Raw genomic sequence first — 16,269 nt, forward strand, 5'->3', positions numbered from 1 at the left:
CCATCACCTGCCGCCCCGCTCCCCGAAAGAGTTGTATATTTGCGCCCTGATATGGACATTTTTCTGATCAGGCACACCACGCCTGCCATTACCTACGGGACCTGCTACGGATTTGCCGACCTTGACCTTGCACCTACTTTTACCGCGGAAGCCACCCGTGTACAGGAAATTCTTCCCGGCAAAAACTTTACGGTATTTGCCAGTCCGCTGCAACGCTGCAGCAAACTGGCGCATTTCCTCTTTGGCGGCACTTTCCAGACAGACGAGCGGCTGAAGGAAGTGAACTTTGGCGACTGGGAAATGAAACCCTGGGACAATATTCCCGAAACCACCGCACAGGACTGGATGGCCGACTACCTGCACCGGCCCATGCCCAACGGCGAAAGCTATACGCAACTCTATAACCGCAGCATAGCTGCCTTCCGGGAGATCATTGCATCCGGCCAGGATACCGCCATTGTTACCCATGGCGGCGTGATCCGCTCCATACTGGCCTATGCCAGCAACACGCCCATTGAGGCTTCTTACAAGATCAGGGTGGAATACGGGCGCGTGGCACACTTGCATCTGAACGGAAAAGGCCTGGAAGTGAAAGGTGTGAACCTGTAAGGTTTTTGCGATAAGACACTACTTTGCCCGCCAACTGTAAAGCCAAATCAGTATTAACATACCCCTCTGTAAAGTTTTTTCAGGATAAGACACAGGCTTCCTGCCGCTGAAGTGAGTGACACAACGGCGGCCGGGCAGGGTTATACGGCTTGTACCCCCTTATTTTTCAGTTTCCTGGAAGAAATAAACGGCCAGCAGCAGGGCATCGTTCTCCCCGATGTTGGAAGGTTTGTGGCCCAGGCGGCCATCGAAAAAAATGGAGTCTCCCGTGTGGAGAATATGGGACTCCCCGTTGATCAGGTACTCCACGGTGCCGCTGATCACGTATTTATATTCGTAGGCGTCTGTTTTTACAAGCTGGTTGCGGCGGGCGCCCTGCTTCAGTTCCAGCAGCACAAAATCCGTGGGGCCGCCCTTGATGCTGCGGGCAAGAATGCGTCTGTACTGGAAGCCCCTGGCGCTTTCCTTTTCAAAGGCCTGGTATTCGTCTTTTCTTTTAATGATCACTTTGGCGGCCTGCTGATGCTCGCTGATATCTATGAAAAACTCGTTCATGCCCAGGTCCAGCGCCCGTATAATGTTGACCAGCACCAGCAGCGAGGGCACGGTACGGTTGTTCTCTATCTGTGAAATGAGCCCCTTGCTCACATCTGCCTTGTCCGCCAGCTCCTGTACGGTAATTCCCTTCGCCTTCCTTTTCTCCTTGATCTTGTTACTGATCTGGATAATAATATCTTCTCGCATACCCGTTCAAATAAGTGACAAATTAAATATTTTAGTGCATATTGGGGGGAAGAATGCCCTACTTTTGCCAAAATTCCATCATATGTTCAGTTTAGACCAGATCATCACTGTTGGCTTTACCCTGTTTGCCGTAATAGACATCCTTGGTTCCATACCGATACTGCTTTCGCTGAAGGAGAAGATAGGCGAGATCAGCGCTGTGAAGGCCACGCTGGCTTCGGGCGTGCTGATGGTGGCGTTCCTGCTGGTGGGGGAAGCGTTCCTGAAGCTGATGAGCGTAGACCTGCAATCTTTTGCGGTAGCCGGCTCCATTGTGATCTTCATCATTGGGCTGGAAATGATACTGGGCATAGAATTTTTCAAAAGCGACCAGGACACGAAAACCGGCAGCCTGGTGCCCATTGCTTTTCCGCTGATAGCCGGCTCCGGTACGCTGACCACTATTATGTCCCTCAAAGCGGACTTTGGCGATTACAACATACTGGCCGGCATCCTGGTCAACCTGCTGATCATTTACGTGGTGCTGCGCTCCCTCAGCTGGATCGAGCGCATCCTGGGCAAAGCGGGGCTGATGGTGGTACGCAAGTTTTTTGGCGTGATACTGCTGGCCATTGCGGTGCGCATTTTCAAGAGCAACATCGGCACGCTATAAAAATGTTTCGGAAATTGTTAAATTAGTTTAGCTTTGCAGACCTTTTCGGCCTCGTAGTACAATGGATAGTATAAGAGTTTCCGAAGCTCCAGATCCTGGTTCGATTCCAGGCGAGGCTACGAGTTTTTACAGAAGGCGGCGGTAAACCCGGCGCCTTTTTTTATTGCTAATGATGCCCCGCTACCTGAAACCGAATATCAACGGGAACAGGAAGGTCACAATGATGGTCCAGGCAAAATAGAGCGGCAGGTACAAAGAAATCACCGTTCCCACCCCGGAAATATCTGTCTTTTTCACCAGCGCCTTGTAGAGCTGCACGGCCACCAGCACCAGGTTGATCAGCATTAAAGTATTGCCGCCCAGCACCGCCGCACGGTTGGGCGTGATACCCCATTCCACGATCCGGAACAGGATGGCAGACAGCGCAATGCCATTCACTATAATGGTGACAACAGACAGCGGGAAAAGTACCCACACCTCGCGCAGGTTTTTGGCGTTTTTGGATATTTCCGCCACGGAAAAGAAAATGATGGCCATTACACCTACCAGCAGGGCGTTAAAGATCAGGAGGAACTCCCGGTCGTTATAGGGGTCTTTGCCGGAATAAATAATGGCAACAAGATAGATGACCAGCATCACCAATACGAGCGGACTGAAAATTCTGGCGATGACCGGTGAGACCTTCCCTACCAGCTGCGGATTGGCCTGGGTAAGCCAGGTGCCGAGGATGGGCGCCGCGGGCAGCCCGAACACCACTATGTAGTTAAAATAAAAATGCTCAATATCCAGTCCTATCAGCCGGAAAAGGCTGAGAGTTACCCCGGTCAGGATAGCCCCTGCTATGACGATGAGCGTTGTCATCACGATCAGGTCACCATTGTACCTTAAATAACCGAGCCGCTTTTCCAGATCATTCAAAGCTCCGCCAACAAAAACGAAACCAAGCAAAGACCATAGGAACAAGGCGAGGTGGATGCATGACAGCACCAGGGTATCGCTTTTGGGGTCTGCGGGGAAGGCGTTGATAAAGACCACTCCAACCAGCATTGCGCCGGTTATGAAAGCGGCCTTGCCGGCAGACAGCCTGTTCTTCCAGGCAAAGTAGGCCATTAACGCCGGGAAAACGATAAAACTGATGTTCCTGGTATAGAAAAGCTCTTCATCTATATGGAGGAACGCCGGCAGTTTGGCAATGAGGCCGGCCACCAGTGCGGCAACGATCACAAACAGCAGGTCCCTGGCGGTACCCCAGGAAATTTCTTCCCTGGTGAAATTCAGCCGGGCGTTCCAGAAGCCGGTGAGGCTGTTGTCTTTCAGCTCCGGCAGCAATGCGCTGAATGCTTCCTTAAAGGCTGATTTATTGGCCCTGTACAGCTTTTCCAGCTGCGCGGGATCGTTGAGGTTGGATAATATTTCGTCTTTCATAAACTCTTTAATGAATTGATTGTCATTGTTTTTAGAGACTTTTTGACAGGTAGTGCCGTTTACTCAAAGCACTTTGTATTTCAAAGTTAATTAAAAAATTGACATTTCCGGAAGAACGGCTGGAAATATTTATTTCCCGGAGGGGTAACGGGAGGCTCGGGTGGGGTGCGCAGGTCGGAAATGTTGAAAATACACTTCTTTATTTCTATCTTTCATCATTCAACACCGAAATAAATTCCATGTCTACGCTCTCACAAATACTCGAACACAAAGTTATTGCCATCATACGCGGCGTGCAGCCGGCAGACGTGCTCCTGCTGGCCGAGGCCATGTACGCCGGCGGTATCCGGCTGCTGGAGGTCACCATGAACTCCCTGGAGCCGCTGGCCGTTATCAGGGAAGTATCCGCCAAAATGGGCGATAAAATGATCATCGGCGCAGGCACCGTACTGGATGCCGCCGCCGCCCGCGATGCGGCCGCGGCGGGAGCGCGTTTCATTCTTTCTCCCATCCTGGAGCCGGAAGTGATCAAAGCCGCCCGGGACCTGGGCATGGTCAGCATACCGGGCGCTTACACCGCCACGGAAGTTTATGCCGCTTACAAACAGGGCGCAGACATGATCAAGATATTCCCCGCCACGTCTCCCGCTTACATCAAAGACATTGCCGCGCCCCTGCCCAAAATGCACCTGCTGCCCACCGGCGGCATCACGCCTGAAAATATCCGGGACTTCCGGCAAGCCGGGGCCGCGGGCTTCGGCATCGGCAGCGCACTGGTGAACGCAAAGGCGGCCGTTACCCCGGCATACCTACAGCAGCTGACCGAAAGATCGCGGCAGTTCATCAAGGCCATTCAATCCTGAAAAAAGACGTTATGAAAATAAAAAGTTACGAACTGTTCCAGGTGCCGCCGCGGTGGCTGTTCCTCAAAATAGAAACAGACGAAGGCATTACCGGCTGGGGAGAACCCGTAATAGAAGGAAAGGCCGCCACCGTTAAAACAGCGGTAGACGAGCTGATGGAATACCTGCTGGGCAAAGACCCCATGCATATTGAAGACCACTGGAACGTGATGTACCGCGCCGGCTTCTACCGCGGCGGCCCCATCCTGATGAGCGCCATTGCCGGTATTGACCAGGCGCTGTGGGACATTAAAGGCAAATACTACAACGCCCCCGTTCACCAGTTGCTGGGCGGCAAGGCACGGGATAAAATGAAGGTCTACTCCTGGATCGGCGGCGACCGCCCGGCGGAAGTAGGGCTGGCCGCCCGCAAAATGGCGGAGCAGGGTTTCCTGGCCGTAAAAATGAACGCCACCGAAGAGCTGCAGTACATAGACAGCTATGAAAAAATTGACGCCGCCATTCAGCGCATTGCCGCGGTGCGGGAAGCCGGCGGGCCGGGCATGGGCATCGGCATCGACTTCCACGGCCGCGTACACAAACCCATGGCCAAAATACTGGCCAAAGAACTGGAGCCCTTCCGCCCCATGTTCATTGAAGAGCCTGTACTGCCGGAAAACAACGAAGACCTGCGGGACATTGCACAGCATGTGGCCATCCCCATTGCCACCGGCGAGCGCATGTTCTCCAAATGGCAATTCAAAACATTGCTGAAAGAAGGTTATGCAGACATCATTCAGCCAGATGTTTCCCACGCCGGCGGTATCACCGAATGTAAAAAGATCATCTCCATGGCAGAGGCCTTTGACGTGGCCGCGGCCCCCCATTGCCCGCTCGGGCCCATTGCTCTGGCCGCCTGTCTGCAGGTAGACGCTACCTGCCATAACGCCTTTATACAAGAGCAAAGCCTGGGCATCCACTATAACCAGGGCAGCGACCTGCTGGACTACCTGGCGGATAAAACCGTGTTCCACTATAAAGACGGTTATGTGGACATTCCCGCCAAACCGGGCCTTGGCATAGAGATCAACGAAACGCATGTAAGAAAAATGGCCGCCGAAGGGCACAACTGGCGCAACCCCGTATGGCGGCATACAGATGGCAGTGTGGCGGAATGGTAAACACAGATCTGCAACTTGATGAAACCTACTAAAATACGCTACCAGGTACTGTTCCTGATATTTGTGAACGTGGTGATCAACTACATGGACAGGAGCAACCTGGCCGTGGCCGCTTCTGAAATAGACAAGGAATTTCAATTCACCCCCGTACAACTGGGGCTGATCTTCTCCGCCTTCAGCTGGACGTACCTGGCCTTCCAGATACCCGGCGGCATACTGGTGAACCGCTTCAGCCCCCGCATCCTGTACGCGTTCAGCCTCATAGCCTGGTCGCTCGCCACCGTCATGCAGGGTTTTGCAAAGGGTTTTGCCACGCTCTTCGGCCTGCGCATGGCCACCGGCGTGTTTGAAGCGCCGGCCTTCCCCATCAACAACCGCGTGGTGAGCAACTGGTTCCCTGACAACGAACGGGCTTCCGCCATTGCCGTGTATACCTCCGGGCAATTCCTGGGCCTGGCCTTCCTGATGCCGGTGCTGTCAAGCATCCAGCTTGAAGTAGGCTGGAAAGGCTTGTTTGTAGTGACCGGCCTCATTGGCATTATATGGGGCATAGTGTGGTACATCTTTTACCGGGACCCGCATCAGCACAAGGCCGTGAACAACGCAGAGCTGCAGCATATTGAAAGCGGCGGCGGCCTGCTGGACAAACAGCAGGCGGCAAAGAGATCCGCCTTTCGCTGGGCAGACCTGAAGGCCGTGCTTTCTTACCGCAAGCTCTGGGGCATCTACCTTGGCCAGTTTGCCGTGAACGCCACCACCTGGTTTTTCCTCACCTGGTTCCCGAAATACCTGGTAGACTACCGCGGGCTTGACTTCATCAAATCCGGTTACTGGGCCTCTGTGCCTTACCTGGCGGCGTTTATCGGTATTTTATGTTCCGGCTTCCTGTCTGATTACCTCGTCAAGAAAGGCACATCTCCCGCCAAGGCGCGCAAATGGCCCATCATCATAGGCCTGTTGATATCCGCCTTCATAGTGGGCGCCAACTACGTAAATACACCCGGCCTCATCATCTTTTTTATGTCCCTCTCCTTCTTCGGGATAGGCTTTGCCTCCATCACCTGGATATTTGTATCCACACTGGCGCCCAAGCACCTCATCAATCTTACAGGCGGGGTGTTTAACTTTATTGGCCAGCTGGCGGGCATCATTGTGCCCATTGTGATCGGCGTGCTGGCCAGCGGCGGCAGCTTTGCGCCGGCGCTGGTGTTTGTGGCGGTGCTGGGCGTAGTGGGCGCCTGTTCATATATCTTCCTGGTGGGGAACGTGGAAAGGATAAAAATTGCGGGCGATGAATAGTGTTCATGGTTGGGAAAGTGATGATATTAGCAGCCACCGGGATAGTGTTCATGGAAGGAGAACAGCAGGCATGGGCTGTATTGAACAGAACGATCTATAAACATAGCAGCAAATGGACCATTTTTTAAGCTGCGACTGGGGCACCAGCTCATTCCGGTTAAGACTGGTAGAAGCCGGGAGCCTGAAGGTAACGGCAGAAGAAAGATCAGGTACCGGCATTGCCGGCACCTACCAGCAGTGGCAGCAAACATCCTTGCCCCGCGAAGACTTTTTTGCCGCTATTATCAACCGGCAGATCGCTACGCTGGCGGAAAAAACAGGCCTGCCGCTGCAGGAGGTGCCCGTAGTACTGTCCGGCATGGCGTCTTCCAGCATTGGCATGACGGAGCTGCCTTACAAAGAGCTGCCCTTCAGCCTGAGCGGGGCAGACCTGGCGGTACGGACCTTTAACCGTTTTATCATTATTTCCGGCGCCAGCAGCGGGCATGACGTCATGCGCGGCGAGGAAACCAAAATAACAGGCTGCGCCGCGTGGTTGCCGGATACGGAGCAGGAACAACTGCTGCTCATGCCCGGTACCCATCCAAAGCACGTAACGGTACACCGCAGGCAGGCACTGCGTTTTCAATCTTTCATGACGGGCGAATTTTTTGACCTGCTGTCCACCCACAGTATCCTGGCCGCATCGGTGAGTGCTGGCGGCCAGCTAGATGACCCCGCCTGCCAGGATATCTTTACGGAAGGAGTACACGCCGGGCGTACCGGCAACCTGCTGCATGCGGCCTTTATGGTACGCACTAACCAGTTGCTCAAAAAGGTACCGCCGGCACATAACCACTTTTATTTAAGCGGCCTGCTCATTGGTTCGGAGCTGAAAGATGTTCCGCCCCGCCTGCCTGTATACCTGGTGGCGGGCCCCCTGCATACCCCGCTTTATACACTGGCCTGCCGAGTACTTCAAATTGATGTAGCGGCGGTGATAGATGCGGATGAAGCACTGATACACGGGCAACAGGCCGTTATTTCAAATTTGCGGCACTAACGGCCGTTTTGTATTTTAGTGCCCAGATAATTATACCTATGAAGCATTTCTTCGCTCTCTTGACGGCCTGCCTGCTGATGCCGGCCATCGCTTTCTGCCAGGCGCTTTCCGCCGGTACACCCATACTCATATTGCAGGAAAACGAGGCTGCTCCCACTTCCGCCAAACACATTGGCAACATACGGATCAAAGACGGCGGTTTCAAAATGCGCTGCGGGTACGAACAAACCATGGAAGAAGCCCGCAACAAAGCCAGAAGCCAGGGCGCCAACATTGTGAAAATAACACAGCTCAAAAGACCTGACGCCCTCAGCACCTGCTACCGCCTGCGGGCAGACATCTATTACCAGGAAGACCTGCCGGCCATGCTGGAGGAAAGGCGCGCCAGGCAAGAAACAGCGCTGAAGGCCATGCTGCCTGACACCGCTTCCTATTCCCTGCTCTGCGTGTACCGCCCCAAAGGCGGCTACGGCTGGGCGGTGGGGTACAACCTGCACGTGAATGACTCCCTGGTGGGCCGGGTAGAAAATGGCTGCAAGTTCACGATCAAATTGCCCCACAACGGCGAAATCAAAATATGGGCACGCACGGAGGCACGGGAAGAAGTGATAGTGGACGTACGGCCAGGGCAGATCTACTTTTTACGGTGCGGCGTGGGGATGGGAGCACTGGTGGGACGCCCGCAGCTGGGTTTTATACGCCCGGAGGAGGGGATGGAGGAGTTTGCGGCAATGCCTGATCCGAAGGAATGAGCTAATTATAAGAGGGCAACCGAGCCAGCCCTTTCCCCTGTGCTCAATATAGCGCGTCTAGCATAGCTTTCCAGCAATGACAAAGCCTTGTGGAAGTACGGGTAAACAGATGATCATATCTTATTGCTATAGCCCTGTTTCTGTTACCTTGCAATGCTGTGGAGCATTTCATTTTTTCTGTTTTGCCGGTTTATGTTCCTTTGTCAGGAACGCATCCAGCGCGTCCAGCTTTTTTGTCCAGAAAACGCGGTACTGCTCCGCCCAGTCGGCCACGTCTTTCAACCGGCCCAGGTCAGCCATGCAATGCCTTTCCCGGCCCTGCTGCCTGATCACCACCAGGCCGCATTCTGTTAATATCCGGATGTGCTTGGATACGGCAGGGCGGCTGATGTCAAAATGCTCCGCCACCGTGTTGAGGTTCAATGGCCGGCGCGCCAGCAGGTGAATGATTTCCCTGCGCGTTGGGTCTGCTATGGCCTGAAAAACATCTCTTCTCATGTTGGGTGCTTTCTGCTCCAAATATACGGAACCTAATGGTTACGTATCAATTTAACCGTTTGGGCGGAGCGGGTCTTCTCCGGAATGGCCAGGCATTCAGGAGCTTATCTTTGTTGCACAGGGGTGCCGGCAATCAGGTGTTTCCCATCACCCGTACGCCTAGCGGCAATTTTAATTAATTTGCGATTATGATCAAGTTCACGGCCATCCTTAAAAAATTTGACTCACAAGGAGAGAAAACCGGTTGGACGTACCTCGAAGTGCCGGCCAACCTTGCTGCCAAGCTCAAACCCGGCACCAAAAAGTCGTTTCGCGTAAAAGGCTTACTGGATGCCTACCCTATTCACCAGACATCCCTGGTGCCCATGGGTGAAGGTGACTACATACTGGCCGTCAACGCGGCCATGCGCAAGGGCATTGGCAAACGCCAGGGCGCCTCCGTGAAGGTGCAGCTGGAAGAAGACAAGGTGGCATACCAGATGGATACAGATTTTATGGCCTGCCTGCTGGAGGAGCCTCAGGCGCAGGCTTTTTTCAATACCCTGCCGCCCAGCCACCAGCGGTATTTTTCAAAGTGGATAGACAGCGCCAAAACCGAAGAAACCCGTGCCAAACGTATTGCGCTCTCCATTAACGGGCTGGCAAAGAAAATGGGGTACGGCGAAATGATCCGCGCCCAGAAAGCCGCGAAAGACAAATTCTGACCGCTTGCATCTTAACTTTTCTTTAGTAAAAAAGGGAATATCTTGTTTCAGCTTTTTTGTGAAACCATGCGCAGGATATTTTCTGTCATACTGCCGTTATTATGCAGCCATGCGCTGTTTTCCCAATCTATGGTGGAAGGGCTGGTAGCCGGGCGGGACTCCTTACCGCTGCCCGGTGTATCCATCAAGAACATCCGCTCCGGTACGCTCGCAGTATCCGCCGGCAGCGGCCACTTCCGTATTACGGCGCAATCTGGCGATACGCTGCTCTTTACCACCATCGGGTACGTGCCGCTGGCCATACAGGCCGGCCGGTTGCCCAAGGTACTGTTCCTCCATACACAGATCACCCGGCTACCTGGCGTTGAAGTCCGCAAACGCACACATACCGCAGATTCCCTGGCGCTACGGGAAGAATACAACAAGGCGTTCAACTTCCGCCGGCCCCGCTGGCACGAAGTAGGCATGATCACCCCAACGGGCATTGGCATCAATATCTACAAACTATACAAAGCGCTTTCTTTCAAAAGCAACAAACGGGCTGATGTGTTCAAAGAGCGGCTGCTCAGTTATGAGCAGCAAAAATTCATTGACCAGCGGTTCACGCCTGCGCTGGTAACGCAGTTTACCGGCCTGCGGGGTGATAGCCTGGCCCGGTTTATGAATACCTGCCGGCCGGATTATCAGTTCACGGCAGAGGCGGCGGATTATGATTTTATCCGGTTTATTGTGGAGGCTTGTGCCAGGTTCAGGAAAGGCGGATAAGAAGTTATGTTTTTTCACCTGTCTCGAAAGCGTTGATAGATCCATCTGGCCGCAGAGAGGAAGTTACCGGGCAATAGAACGAAAAATTTTGAGTGGTTTCTATAGGATCTCCAATTTATAATAACGCATGGCTAGCGCGGTAGGGAAGACTAAACCGCAGGTAAATCCCGAAAGTTCCCGGTTGCCGCGATGGTATATTAGCACCTTCTGCATGTAAACAGGTTGTTGTCTCTGGCCGGTAGTCAGGCTTTTCTACATGCTAAGTATCATTCCCCTCCTTTTTCCTTGTTTTCCAGGTACGCCTCCATTTTCGGGAATGCCAGTTGAAACCAGTGGGTAAAGGTATCCGGTTCTTCGGCCAGCAAACGGCGAATGGTACCGAGCGGTAAAAAGCGGTGTGACAGTACCTCTTCGGCGTCTGGCGTTATGACGCCATCGTACACGCCTAAAAATACATGGTCAAATTCGTGCTCCGTGAGCCCGTTGTCAAGCGCTGCCCGGTAAGTGAAGCTGAAAATTGCCTCCAGCCCGCAATCAAACCCCATTTCTTCCTGCAGGCGGCGGTGGGCGGCAGCCAGTACATCTTCTCCCGGTAAGGGGTGGCTACAGCAGGTATTGGTCCATAACCCGCCTGAATGGTACTTGTGGAGCGCCCGCTGCTGAAGCAGCATCTCCCCTTTGGAATTGATTACAAATACGGAAAATGCGCGGTGTAGCAATCCCTTCTGGTGGGCCTCCATTTTTTCCATGGTGCCAACAGGTTCGTCCTTTTCATTCACTAGTATAACAGGCGGTTGTAGCATTACTCAGCGGAAATGGTTTAGCCTATAAATATATATTAAGTTGTTGTGATTTTACAGCAGTGTGTAAAAATGGGGCTGTCTGCGGTGGTGTTGCAGCATTGTTGGCTGAAGTGGCCCTGGGGATCGGAAATCTGCGGCATTCCCGTTTGCGGTGTATCTGCAGCATACCTTCAGCGTGGAAACATTCCGGATGCACGGCGGCCCTTTCGCTGCATGCAATTATATTCTCCTGCGTTTGGCCGGAGGGGATCAGCGTTTCTTTGAGTGCTTTGTTACGCCGGGTTACAATACGGCATTACCTGTCCGGCGGGTTAAGTTCCGGGTTCAGTACAAAGGCTCAAAGGGATATTGTGATTGGAGTAATCCGGGGAAAGCGGATGTTAAATAAAAGGAAAGTTAGAAACGGGTTACCTGGGCTTTCAACATTTTACGGGCAAAGTGGATACGGCTCTTAATGGTTCCTAATGGTTCTTCAAGGATTTCAGCGATCTCGAAATATTTAAATCCGTCGAGATACAAAATGAACGGTTTCTTGAAAATGCCGGGGAGGTTGTGAACGCTCAATTGTATGTCTTTGATTCTCAGCCCGCTTTCTGCCTGGTTACCAATGATCACCTGTTGGGTATTGAGCAGGAAGTCGTTGGTGGAATTGTCGAAGCAGAGGTGTTGTTTTGACTTTCGCCGGTAATTGTTAATGAAGATATTTCTCATGATGGTGTACAGCCAGGCCCTGATATTGGTGCCTGCGAGGTACTTTTCCTGGTTTGAAAGAGCTCTGAACATGGTTTCCTGGTAAAGATCCTTGGCGGATTCGCTGTCCTTGGTCAAGGTGATGGCGAAGGGTTTTAGGAAGTCAGCATTGCTGAGCAGTAGGGTGTTAAATTCAGCGGATGACATATTGTTTAATTTTTGTTATTCTAATTTAAACAAAATAATGCGTTACTCCAAACAATTTCCTTGATTTTTTTCCGTTACCAGACAGAGTTAATTAACAAGTAATTATTTCATAATCAACAGTTAATAACATAACAAGAAATATTATTCACATGCGTAAATAGTGGTTAACGGGTCATGGCATGTTTAATCACACATATAAAACATAAAACAAATATATAATTATAGACATACGAGTAGATAATCAATACACCACAATACATACGCCCACACTAGTCTTGTGGTTTTATATCTTGAGAAAAATTGCCTGTATTGTCCCATTGATTTTCAGCCTGCTAACATTTATATGTTATTTTCAATAAATTTGCCGATCCCTTTTTGTAAACCCTTTATTTGGTAAGAAGTTTGCAGAAAACGGCCGAAATATCTTGAGAAGTGTATTTATTATCTGGATACTGCATGAAGAAGCTATTATTGATTCAATTGTTCCTGTCTATCGGCCTGTGCGTCTATGCTCAGGTTCCTGTTATTCCCCAAGCCCAAAAAGTGAAGGTAGATGAATTGTCTGATGAGCAAATCAGGCAAGTGGTAGTGGAGATGAAACGGAACAAGGTGCCCCTTGATGATCTGGATAATTATGCACAACAAAAGGGTATTTCTGCATCCGAGGTGATCAAACTCAAAGACCGCATCCGACTGCTCAATCTCGATAAGGAACTCGCTTCACCCTCCTTTCGCCCGTCAACAGACTCGCCTGACAATAATGATCGTGGCATCGATCCGGATGATATGAATTACCAATCTGCCCGCGATAAAGAACCCATGACTGCGGAAGAAAGAGCTTACCAAGCTCGGCGTAAAAAGATATTCGGCGCGGAACTATTCACCAACAAAAACCTCACCTTCGAGCCCAATCTCCGTATGCCTACACCGCTTAACTACAAATTGGCCGCAGGCGACGAATTGGTGATAGACGTGTATGGTTACTCTGAGGTACAACATAAATTAAAGGTTTCGCCCGAAGGCAATATCCGTGTTCCTTACCTCGGCCCCGTTTACGTAAACGGTCTCACCATGGAGGAAGCCAAAAACAGGATTACTAAACAGCTGACTGTCATTTACAATGGAATCAAATCAGGCAATACATTCGTACAAGTATCTCTCGGCGCAATTCGTAGTATTAGGGTGTTACTGATCGGTGAGATTGAACGCCCCGGAACATATATGCTACCCTCCCTCGCTACCGTGGCCAATGCTTTATATGCTTCCGGCGGACCTAGCGAGAATGGTTCCTTCCGTAACATACAGGTGATCCGCAACGGCTCCCCCATCTCACAATTTGACTTATATGATTTTCTTAATCAGGGTGATCTAACAAACAATATTGTATTACAGGATCAGGACATCGTTCGGGTGAATCCTTATAAAACACGCGTTGAACTTACCGGACAAGTAAAACGTCCCGCAATATTTGAAACAAAAGAAACAGAAACACTCCAAAACATACTTGATTATGCTGGCGGCTTCACCGATATCGCTTATCGCGATGTAATCCGCGTCAGCCGTATTAATAATAAGGAACGCGAGATCGTAAACGTGCCCAGTGCAGAAATCCTCTCCTTCAAACTACGCTCTGGCGATAAATTTACGATTGATTCCGTGTTGGGCCGCTTTTCTAACAGAGTATACATCACGGGTGCTGTATTTCATCCTGGCGAATACGCGTTGGAAAATAATATGACCGTAGCCGATCTGATTACGAGAGCAGATGGTGTGAAGGAAGAGGCTTCCATGGCGCGCGCCGTTATCTTCAGATTGAAAGAAGACTTCTCCCCATCTTCACTGAGTTTCAACGTTGAAGATATTGTCAATAATCGCCGTTCAGTGTCACTTATGCGTGAAGACAGCGTAGTAATTTACTCAAAGCTTGCCCTTCTCGAGGAATTCCAAGTAAAGATATCAGGAGAAGTGAACATGCCAGGATATTTTAGCTATTCGGACAGCATGCAGGTGGGAGACCTCATTCTCATGGCAGGCGGGCTGAGCGATGCTGCATCGCTGCAGCGAGTTGAAGTTTCGAGACGTATACGAAATAATGGGCATAGCTCCACCATAGACAGCACTACTTCCATCGTAGCGCAGTTCGACTTGAATAAAGACCTCTCCAGCGCAAATGGCTTTTTACTGGAGCCTTTTGACGAAGTGGTGGTACGCCGGACTCCTTCCTACTCGAAGCAGGCTTCTATTTCCATTGACGGAGAAGTGGTGTATCCTGGTTACTATACTATCCAGTCCAAACGTGAGAAGATTTCTGATGTCATAAAAAGGGCTGGAGGGCTAAGGCCTGAAGCATATCCCGAGGGCGCGCTGCTGCTGCGTAAAACATTCATAAACAACTCCGACAGTGCCCTGCTAGACTCCAAACTACAAGTATACTACAACAAGCTGGCCGATAGCCTTGCTATCCGTAAAATGGAATCCACTTTTTCGCAGAAGGAGCAGCTGCTCGGCATCAACTTGAAGGAGATCATGACGAAACCAGGCTCTAAATATGACCTGTTGCTGGAAGAGGGAGATATCATTAAAATACCAAAAAAGCTACAGACTATTCAGCTATTTGGCGAAGTGTATTTCCCCAAGAAAGTGCGTTACGACAATAATCAAAGCTTCCGCGAATATGTCAGAAACGCAGGTGGTTTTACCAGTAATGCCTTAAAAAAAAGAAGTTATGTGGTGTATGCCAACGGCGATGTGAAAAGCACTAAACGTATTCTTTTTTTCAACAGCTTCCCAAGGTTGAAGCCGGGCGCTGAGATATATGTTCCTGCGAAAAAAGATAGCAGAGGGCTCAGTGGTGCGGAAGTAGTAGGTATAGGTACAGGTATAGCATCTATCGCATTGATCATTGTTACGCTGCTGGATAAAATACAATAACTACTTAATCTGATTCATATTTTCCTTGTATGGAAAGAAGCCTAGAGAACTTGCAGAACCATCCTGATAAAGAAATTACGCTAAAGGATATTATTATCCAGATAAATACCTCCATTCGGTATCTGCTGGCCCGCTGGAAAATAATTGTGCTCTTTGGAATATTGGGGGGAGGCATCGGGTTGGCGGTTTCTTTTCTCGAAAAGACAAAATATGTAGCAGAACTTTCATTTGTGCTGGAAGACGCCAAAACCAGCCAGTTAGGCGCTTATGCCGGCTTGGCCAGCCAATTCGGCATCGACTTGGGAGGTTCTACAGGCAGCGGCTTGTTTTCTGGAGACAACGTAATGGAGTTCCTGAAGTCGCGCCTGATGGTTGAAAAGTCTCTCTTGTCCACCATCAACCTCAATGGCAAAAACACGACACTGGCAGACTATTACATCTCATTTATGCCAGACCTCCGAGAAAAGATACATCATTCAGAAAAACTGAAACACATCAGTTACCCGAAAGGCCAGGCCAGGGAAAAATTCAGCCGCCTGCAGGACAGTATCCTGTTCTTGATCTACAAACGTGTCACAGAGGAAGATCTCACAGTAAGCAAACCAGATAAAAAGCTGGCCTTTATCCATGTAAATTGTGTTTCGCGAAACGAAATGTTCGCCAAAATGTTTACGGAAAGGCTCGTAAAGGAAGCCACACAGTTCTATGTCGCCACCAAAACCCAGCGTTCACAATCCAACATTACCAAACTCCAGGCCAAGGCAGATTCCCTCGAAACCCTGCTGAATCGTAAAACCTATTCTGCCGCCGCTTCTCAAGACCTGAACCTGAACCCGGCCAGAAAGGTATCCACTGTAGGTACAGAACTGGCGTTACGTGACAAAACCGTGCTGCTCACCATGTACAGCGAAGTGATCAAAAATCTTGAAATAAACCGCGCAGCCTATTCGCAGGAAACCCCCATCATACAGATCGTAGATACCCCTATATTACCCCTTAAAAAACAAAAACTCGGCAAGTTGAAATCGCTTGTTACAGGCGGTATTCTTGGGGGCATACTGATCTGCTTTTTTCTTTTATTCAGAAGATTGTTGAAGAGCATCATGACAAATTGATGTAATTACC

General features: G+C 50.6%; 16 protein-coding genes and 1 tRNA gene. 12 read left to right on the plus strand and 5 right to left on the minus strand.

The features are described 5' to 3' along the window. Positions 1–51 precede the first annotated feature (51 nt). Positions 52–609 (plus strand): alpha-ribazole phosphatase, encoded by a 558-nt coding sequence (cobC, locus tag D3A97_RS05345; protein ID WP_119077369.1) that lies wholly within the window; start codon positions 52–54, stop codon positions 607–609. Between the two features lie 159 nt (positions 610–768). On the opposite strand, the gene D3A97_RS05350 is transcribed toward cobC, so the two are convergent. Continuing rightward, positions 769–1,353, minus strand: coding sequence for a helix-turn-helix domain-containing protein (locus D3A97_RS05350; RefSeq protein ID WP_119077370.1), 585 nt, complete (start codon positions 1,351–1,353; stop codon positions 769–771). Positions 1,354–1,435: 82 nt separating this feature from the next. Here D3A97_RS05350 and D3A97_RS05355 point away from each other — a divergent pair, with 82 nt between their 5' ends. Together D3A97_RS05355 and D3A97_RS05360 are read left to right on the plus strand one after the other, a co-directional pair. Then, positions 1,436–2,005, plus strand: coding sequence for a MarC family protein (locus tag D3A97_RS05355; RefSeq protein ID WP_119077371.1), 570 nt, complete (start codon positions 1,436–1,438; stop codon positions 2,003–2,005). A gap of 47 nt (positions 2,006–2,052) precedes the next feature. Next, positions 2,053–2,124, plus strand: a tRNA-Arg gene (locus D3A97_RS05360). Positions 2,125–2,185: 61 nt separating this feature from the next. Here the strand turns inward: D3A97_RS05360 and D3A97_RS05365 are convergent. Continuing rightward, positions 2,186–3,430 carry a hypothetical protein gene (locus D3A97_RS05365; protein ID WP_119077372.1) on the minus strand — a complete coding sequence of 415 codons (1,245 nt, stop codon included), beginning with the start codon at positions 3,428–3,430 and terminating at the stop codon, positions 2,186–2,188. A gap of 239 nt (positions 3,431–3,669) precedes the next feature. Between D3A97_RS05365 and D3A97_RS05370 the strand changes: the two genes are divergently transcribed. From D3A97_RS05370 to D3A97_RS05390, 5 genes are all read left to right on the plus strand, one after another. Further along, positions 3,670–4,293, plus strand: coding sequence for a bifunctional 4-hydroxy-2-oxoglutarate aldolase/2-dehydro-3-deoxy-phosphogluconate aldolase (locus tag D3A97_RS05370; RefSeq protein ID WP_119077373.1), 624 nt, complete (start codon positions 3,670–3,672; stop codon positions 4,291–4,293). A gap of 11 nt (positions 4,294–4,304) precedes the next feature. Next, positions 4,305–5,453, plus strand: a complete 1,149-nt coding sequence (gene dgoD / locus D3A97_RS05375; protein ID WP_119077374.1) for a galactonate dehydratase — start codon at positions 4,305–4,307, stop codon at positions 5,451–5,453. Positions 5,454–5,471: 18 nt separating this feature from the next. Beyond that, the gene (locus tag D3A97_RS05380; protein ID WP_119077375.1) at positions 5,472–6,752 is read left to right on the plus strand and encodes an MFS transporter; all 1,281 of its coding nucleotides are present in this window, start codon (positions 5,472–5,474) and stop codon (positions 6,750–6,752) included. A 112-nt stretch (positions 6,753–6,864) separates the two neighbouring features. Beyond that, positions 6,865–7,794 (plus strand): 2-dehydro-3-deoxygalactonokinase, encoded by a 930-nt coding sequence (locus D3A97_RS05385; protein ID WP_119077376.1) that lies wholly within the window; start codon positions 6,865–6,867, stop codon positions 7,792–7,794. Between the two features lie 38 nt (positions 7,795–7,832). After that, positions 7,833–8,546, plus strand: coding sequence for a hypothetical protein (locus D3A97_RS05390; RefSeq protein WP_157986365.1), 714 nt, complete (start codon positions 7,833–7,835; stop codon positions 8,544–8,546). 168 nt (positions 8,547–8,714) lie between these two features. Here D3A97_RS05390 and D3A97_RS05395 read toward each other — a convergent pair whose 3' ends face one another. Further along, positions 8,715–9,044, minus strand: a complete 330-nt coding sequence (locus D3A97_RS05395; RefSeq protein WP_119078441.1) for an ArsR/SmtB family transcription factor — start codon at positions 9,042–9,044, stop codon at positions 8,715–8,717. 188 nt (positions 9,045–9,232) lie between these two features. Here D3A97_RS05395 and D3A97_RS05400 point away from each other — a divergent pair, with 188 nt between their 5' ends. Together D3A97_RS05400 and D3A97_RS05405 are read left to right on the plus strand one after the other, a co-directional pair. Continuing rightward, complete coding sequence (locus D3A97_RS05400; RefSeq protein WP_119077378.1) at positions 9,233–9,748, plus strand: YdeI/OmpD-associated family protein; 516 nt, start codon at positions 9,233–9,235, stop codon at positions 9,746–9,748. A 66-nt stretch (positions 9,749–9,814) separates the two neighbouring features. Continuing rightward, on the plus strand, positions 9,815–10,513 hold the full coding sequence (locus D3A97_RS05405; RefSeq protein ID WP_157986366.1) for a hypothetical protein: 699 nt from the start codon (positions 9,815–9,817) through the stop codon (positions 10,511–10,513). 266 nt (positions 10,514–10,779) lie between these two features. Here D3A97_RS05405 and idi read toward each other — a convergent pair whose 3' ends face one another. Together idi and D3A97_RS05415 are read right to left on the minus strand one after the other, a co-directional pair. Then, positions 10,780–11,316 (minus strand): isopentenyl-diphosphate Delta-isomerase, encoded by a 537-nt coding sequence (gene idi, locus D3A97_RS05410; RefSeq protein WP_119077380.1) that lies wholly within the window; start codon positions 11,314–11,316, stop codon positions 10,780–10,782. A gap of 396 nt (positions 11,317–11,712) precedes the next feature. Further along, a complete protein-coding gene (locus tag D3A97_RS05415; RefSeq protein ID WP_119077381.1) occupies positions 11,713–12,213 on the minus strand; it encodes an RNA polymerase sigma factor in 501 nt (166 codons plus the stop codon). Between the two features lie 456 nt (positions 12,214–12,669). Between D3A97_RS05415 and D3A97_RS05420 the strand changes: the two genes are divergently transcribed. After that, a complete protein-coding gene (locus D3A97_RS05420; RefSeq protein WP_119077382.1) occupies positions 12,670–15,144 on the plus strand; it encodes an SLBB domain-containing protein in 2,475 nt (824 codons plus the stop codon). 29 nt (positions 15,145–15,173) lie between these two features. Further along, a complete protein-coding gene (locus D3A97_RS05425; RefSeq protein ID WP_119077383.1) occupies positions 15,174–16,259 on the plus strand; it encodes a lipopolysaccharide biosynthesis protein in 1,086 nt (361 codons plus the stop codon). Positions 16,260–16,269: the final 10 nt, after the last annotated feature.

This window comes from Chitinophaga alhagiae, assembly GCF_003568665.1.
GTDB classification, from domain to species: Bacteria; Bacteroidota; Bacteroidia; order Chitinophagales; family Chitinophagaceae; genus Chitinophaga; species Chitinophaga alhagiae.

Excerpts from the sequence above, each read along its gene's own strand:
- D3A97_RS05425 (WP_119077383.1), top strand. The coding sequence starts at position 15,174 with ATGGAAAGAAGCCTAGAGAACTTGCAGAACCATCCTGATAAAGAAATT.
- D3A97_RS05390 (WP_157986365.1), top strand. The coding sequence starts at position 7,833 with ATGAAGCATTTCTTCGCTCTCTTGACGGCCTGCCTGCTGATGCCGGCC.
- D3A97_RS05350 (WP_119077370.1), bottom strand. The coding sequence starts at position 1,353 with ATGCGAGAAGATATTATTATCCAGATCAGTAACAAGATCAAGGAGAAA.
- D3A97_RS05405 (WP_157986366.1), top strand. The coding sequence starts at position 9,815 with ATGCGCAGGATATTTTCTGTCATACTGCCGTTATTATGCAGCCATGCG.
- dgoD (WP_119077374.1), top strand. The coding sequence starts at position 4,305 with ATGAAAATAAAAAGTTACGAACTGTTCCAGGTGCCGCCGCGGTGGCTG.
- idi (WP_119077380.1), bottom strand. The coding sequence starts at position 11,316 with ATGCTACAACCGCCTGTTATACTAGTGAATGAAAAGGACGAACCTGTT.
- D3A97_RS05365 (WP_119077372.1), bottom strand. The coding sequence starts at position 3,430 with ATGAAAGACGAAATATTATCCAACCTCAACGATCCCGCGCAGCTGGAA.
- D3A97_RS05395 (WP_119078441.1), bottom strand. The coding sequence starts at position 9,044 with ATGAGAAGAGATGTTTTTCAGGCCATAGCAGACCCAACGCGCAGGGAA.
- D3A97_RS05385 (WP_119077376.1), top strand. The coding sequence starts at position 6,865 with ATGGACCATTTTTTAAGCTGCGACTGGGGCACCAGCTCATTCCGGTTA.
- D3A97_RS05415 (WP_119077381.1), bottom strand. The coding sequence starts at position 12,213 with ATGTCATCCGCTGAATTTAACACCCTACTGCTCAGCAATGCTGACTTC.
- D3A97_RS05370 (WP_119077373.1), top strand. The coding sequence starts at position 3,670 with ATGTCTACGCTCTCACAAATACTCGAACACAAAGTTATTGCCATCATA.
- D3A97_RS05400 (WP_119077378.1), top strand. The coding sequence starts at position 9,233 with ATGATCAAGTTCACGGCCATCCTTAAAAAATTTGACTCACAAGGAGAG.
- D3A97_RS05420 (WP_119077382.1), top strand. The coding sequence starts at position 12,670 with ATGAAGAAGCTATTATTGATTCAATTGTTCCTGTCTATCGGCCTGTGC.
- cobC (WP_119077369.1), top strand. The coding sequence starts at position 52 with ATGGACATTTTTCTGATCAGGCACACCACGCCTGCCATTACCTACGGG.
- D3A97_RS05355 (WP_119077371.1), top strand. The coding sequence starts at position 1,436 with ATGTTCAGTTTAGACCAGATCATCACTGTTGGCTTTACCCTGTTTGCC.
- D3A97_RS05380 (WP_119077375.1), top strand. The coding sequence starts at position 5,472 with ATGAAACCTACTAAAATACGCTACCAGGTACTGTTCCTGATATTTGTG.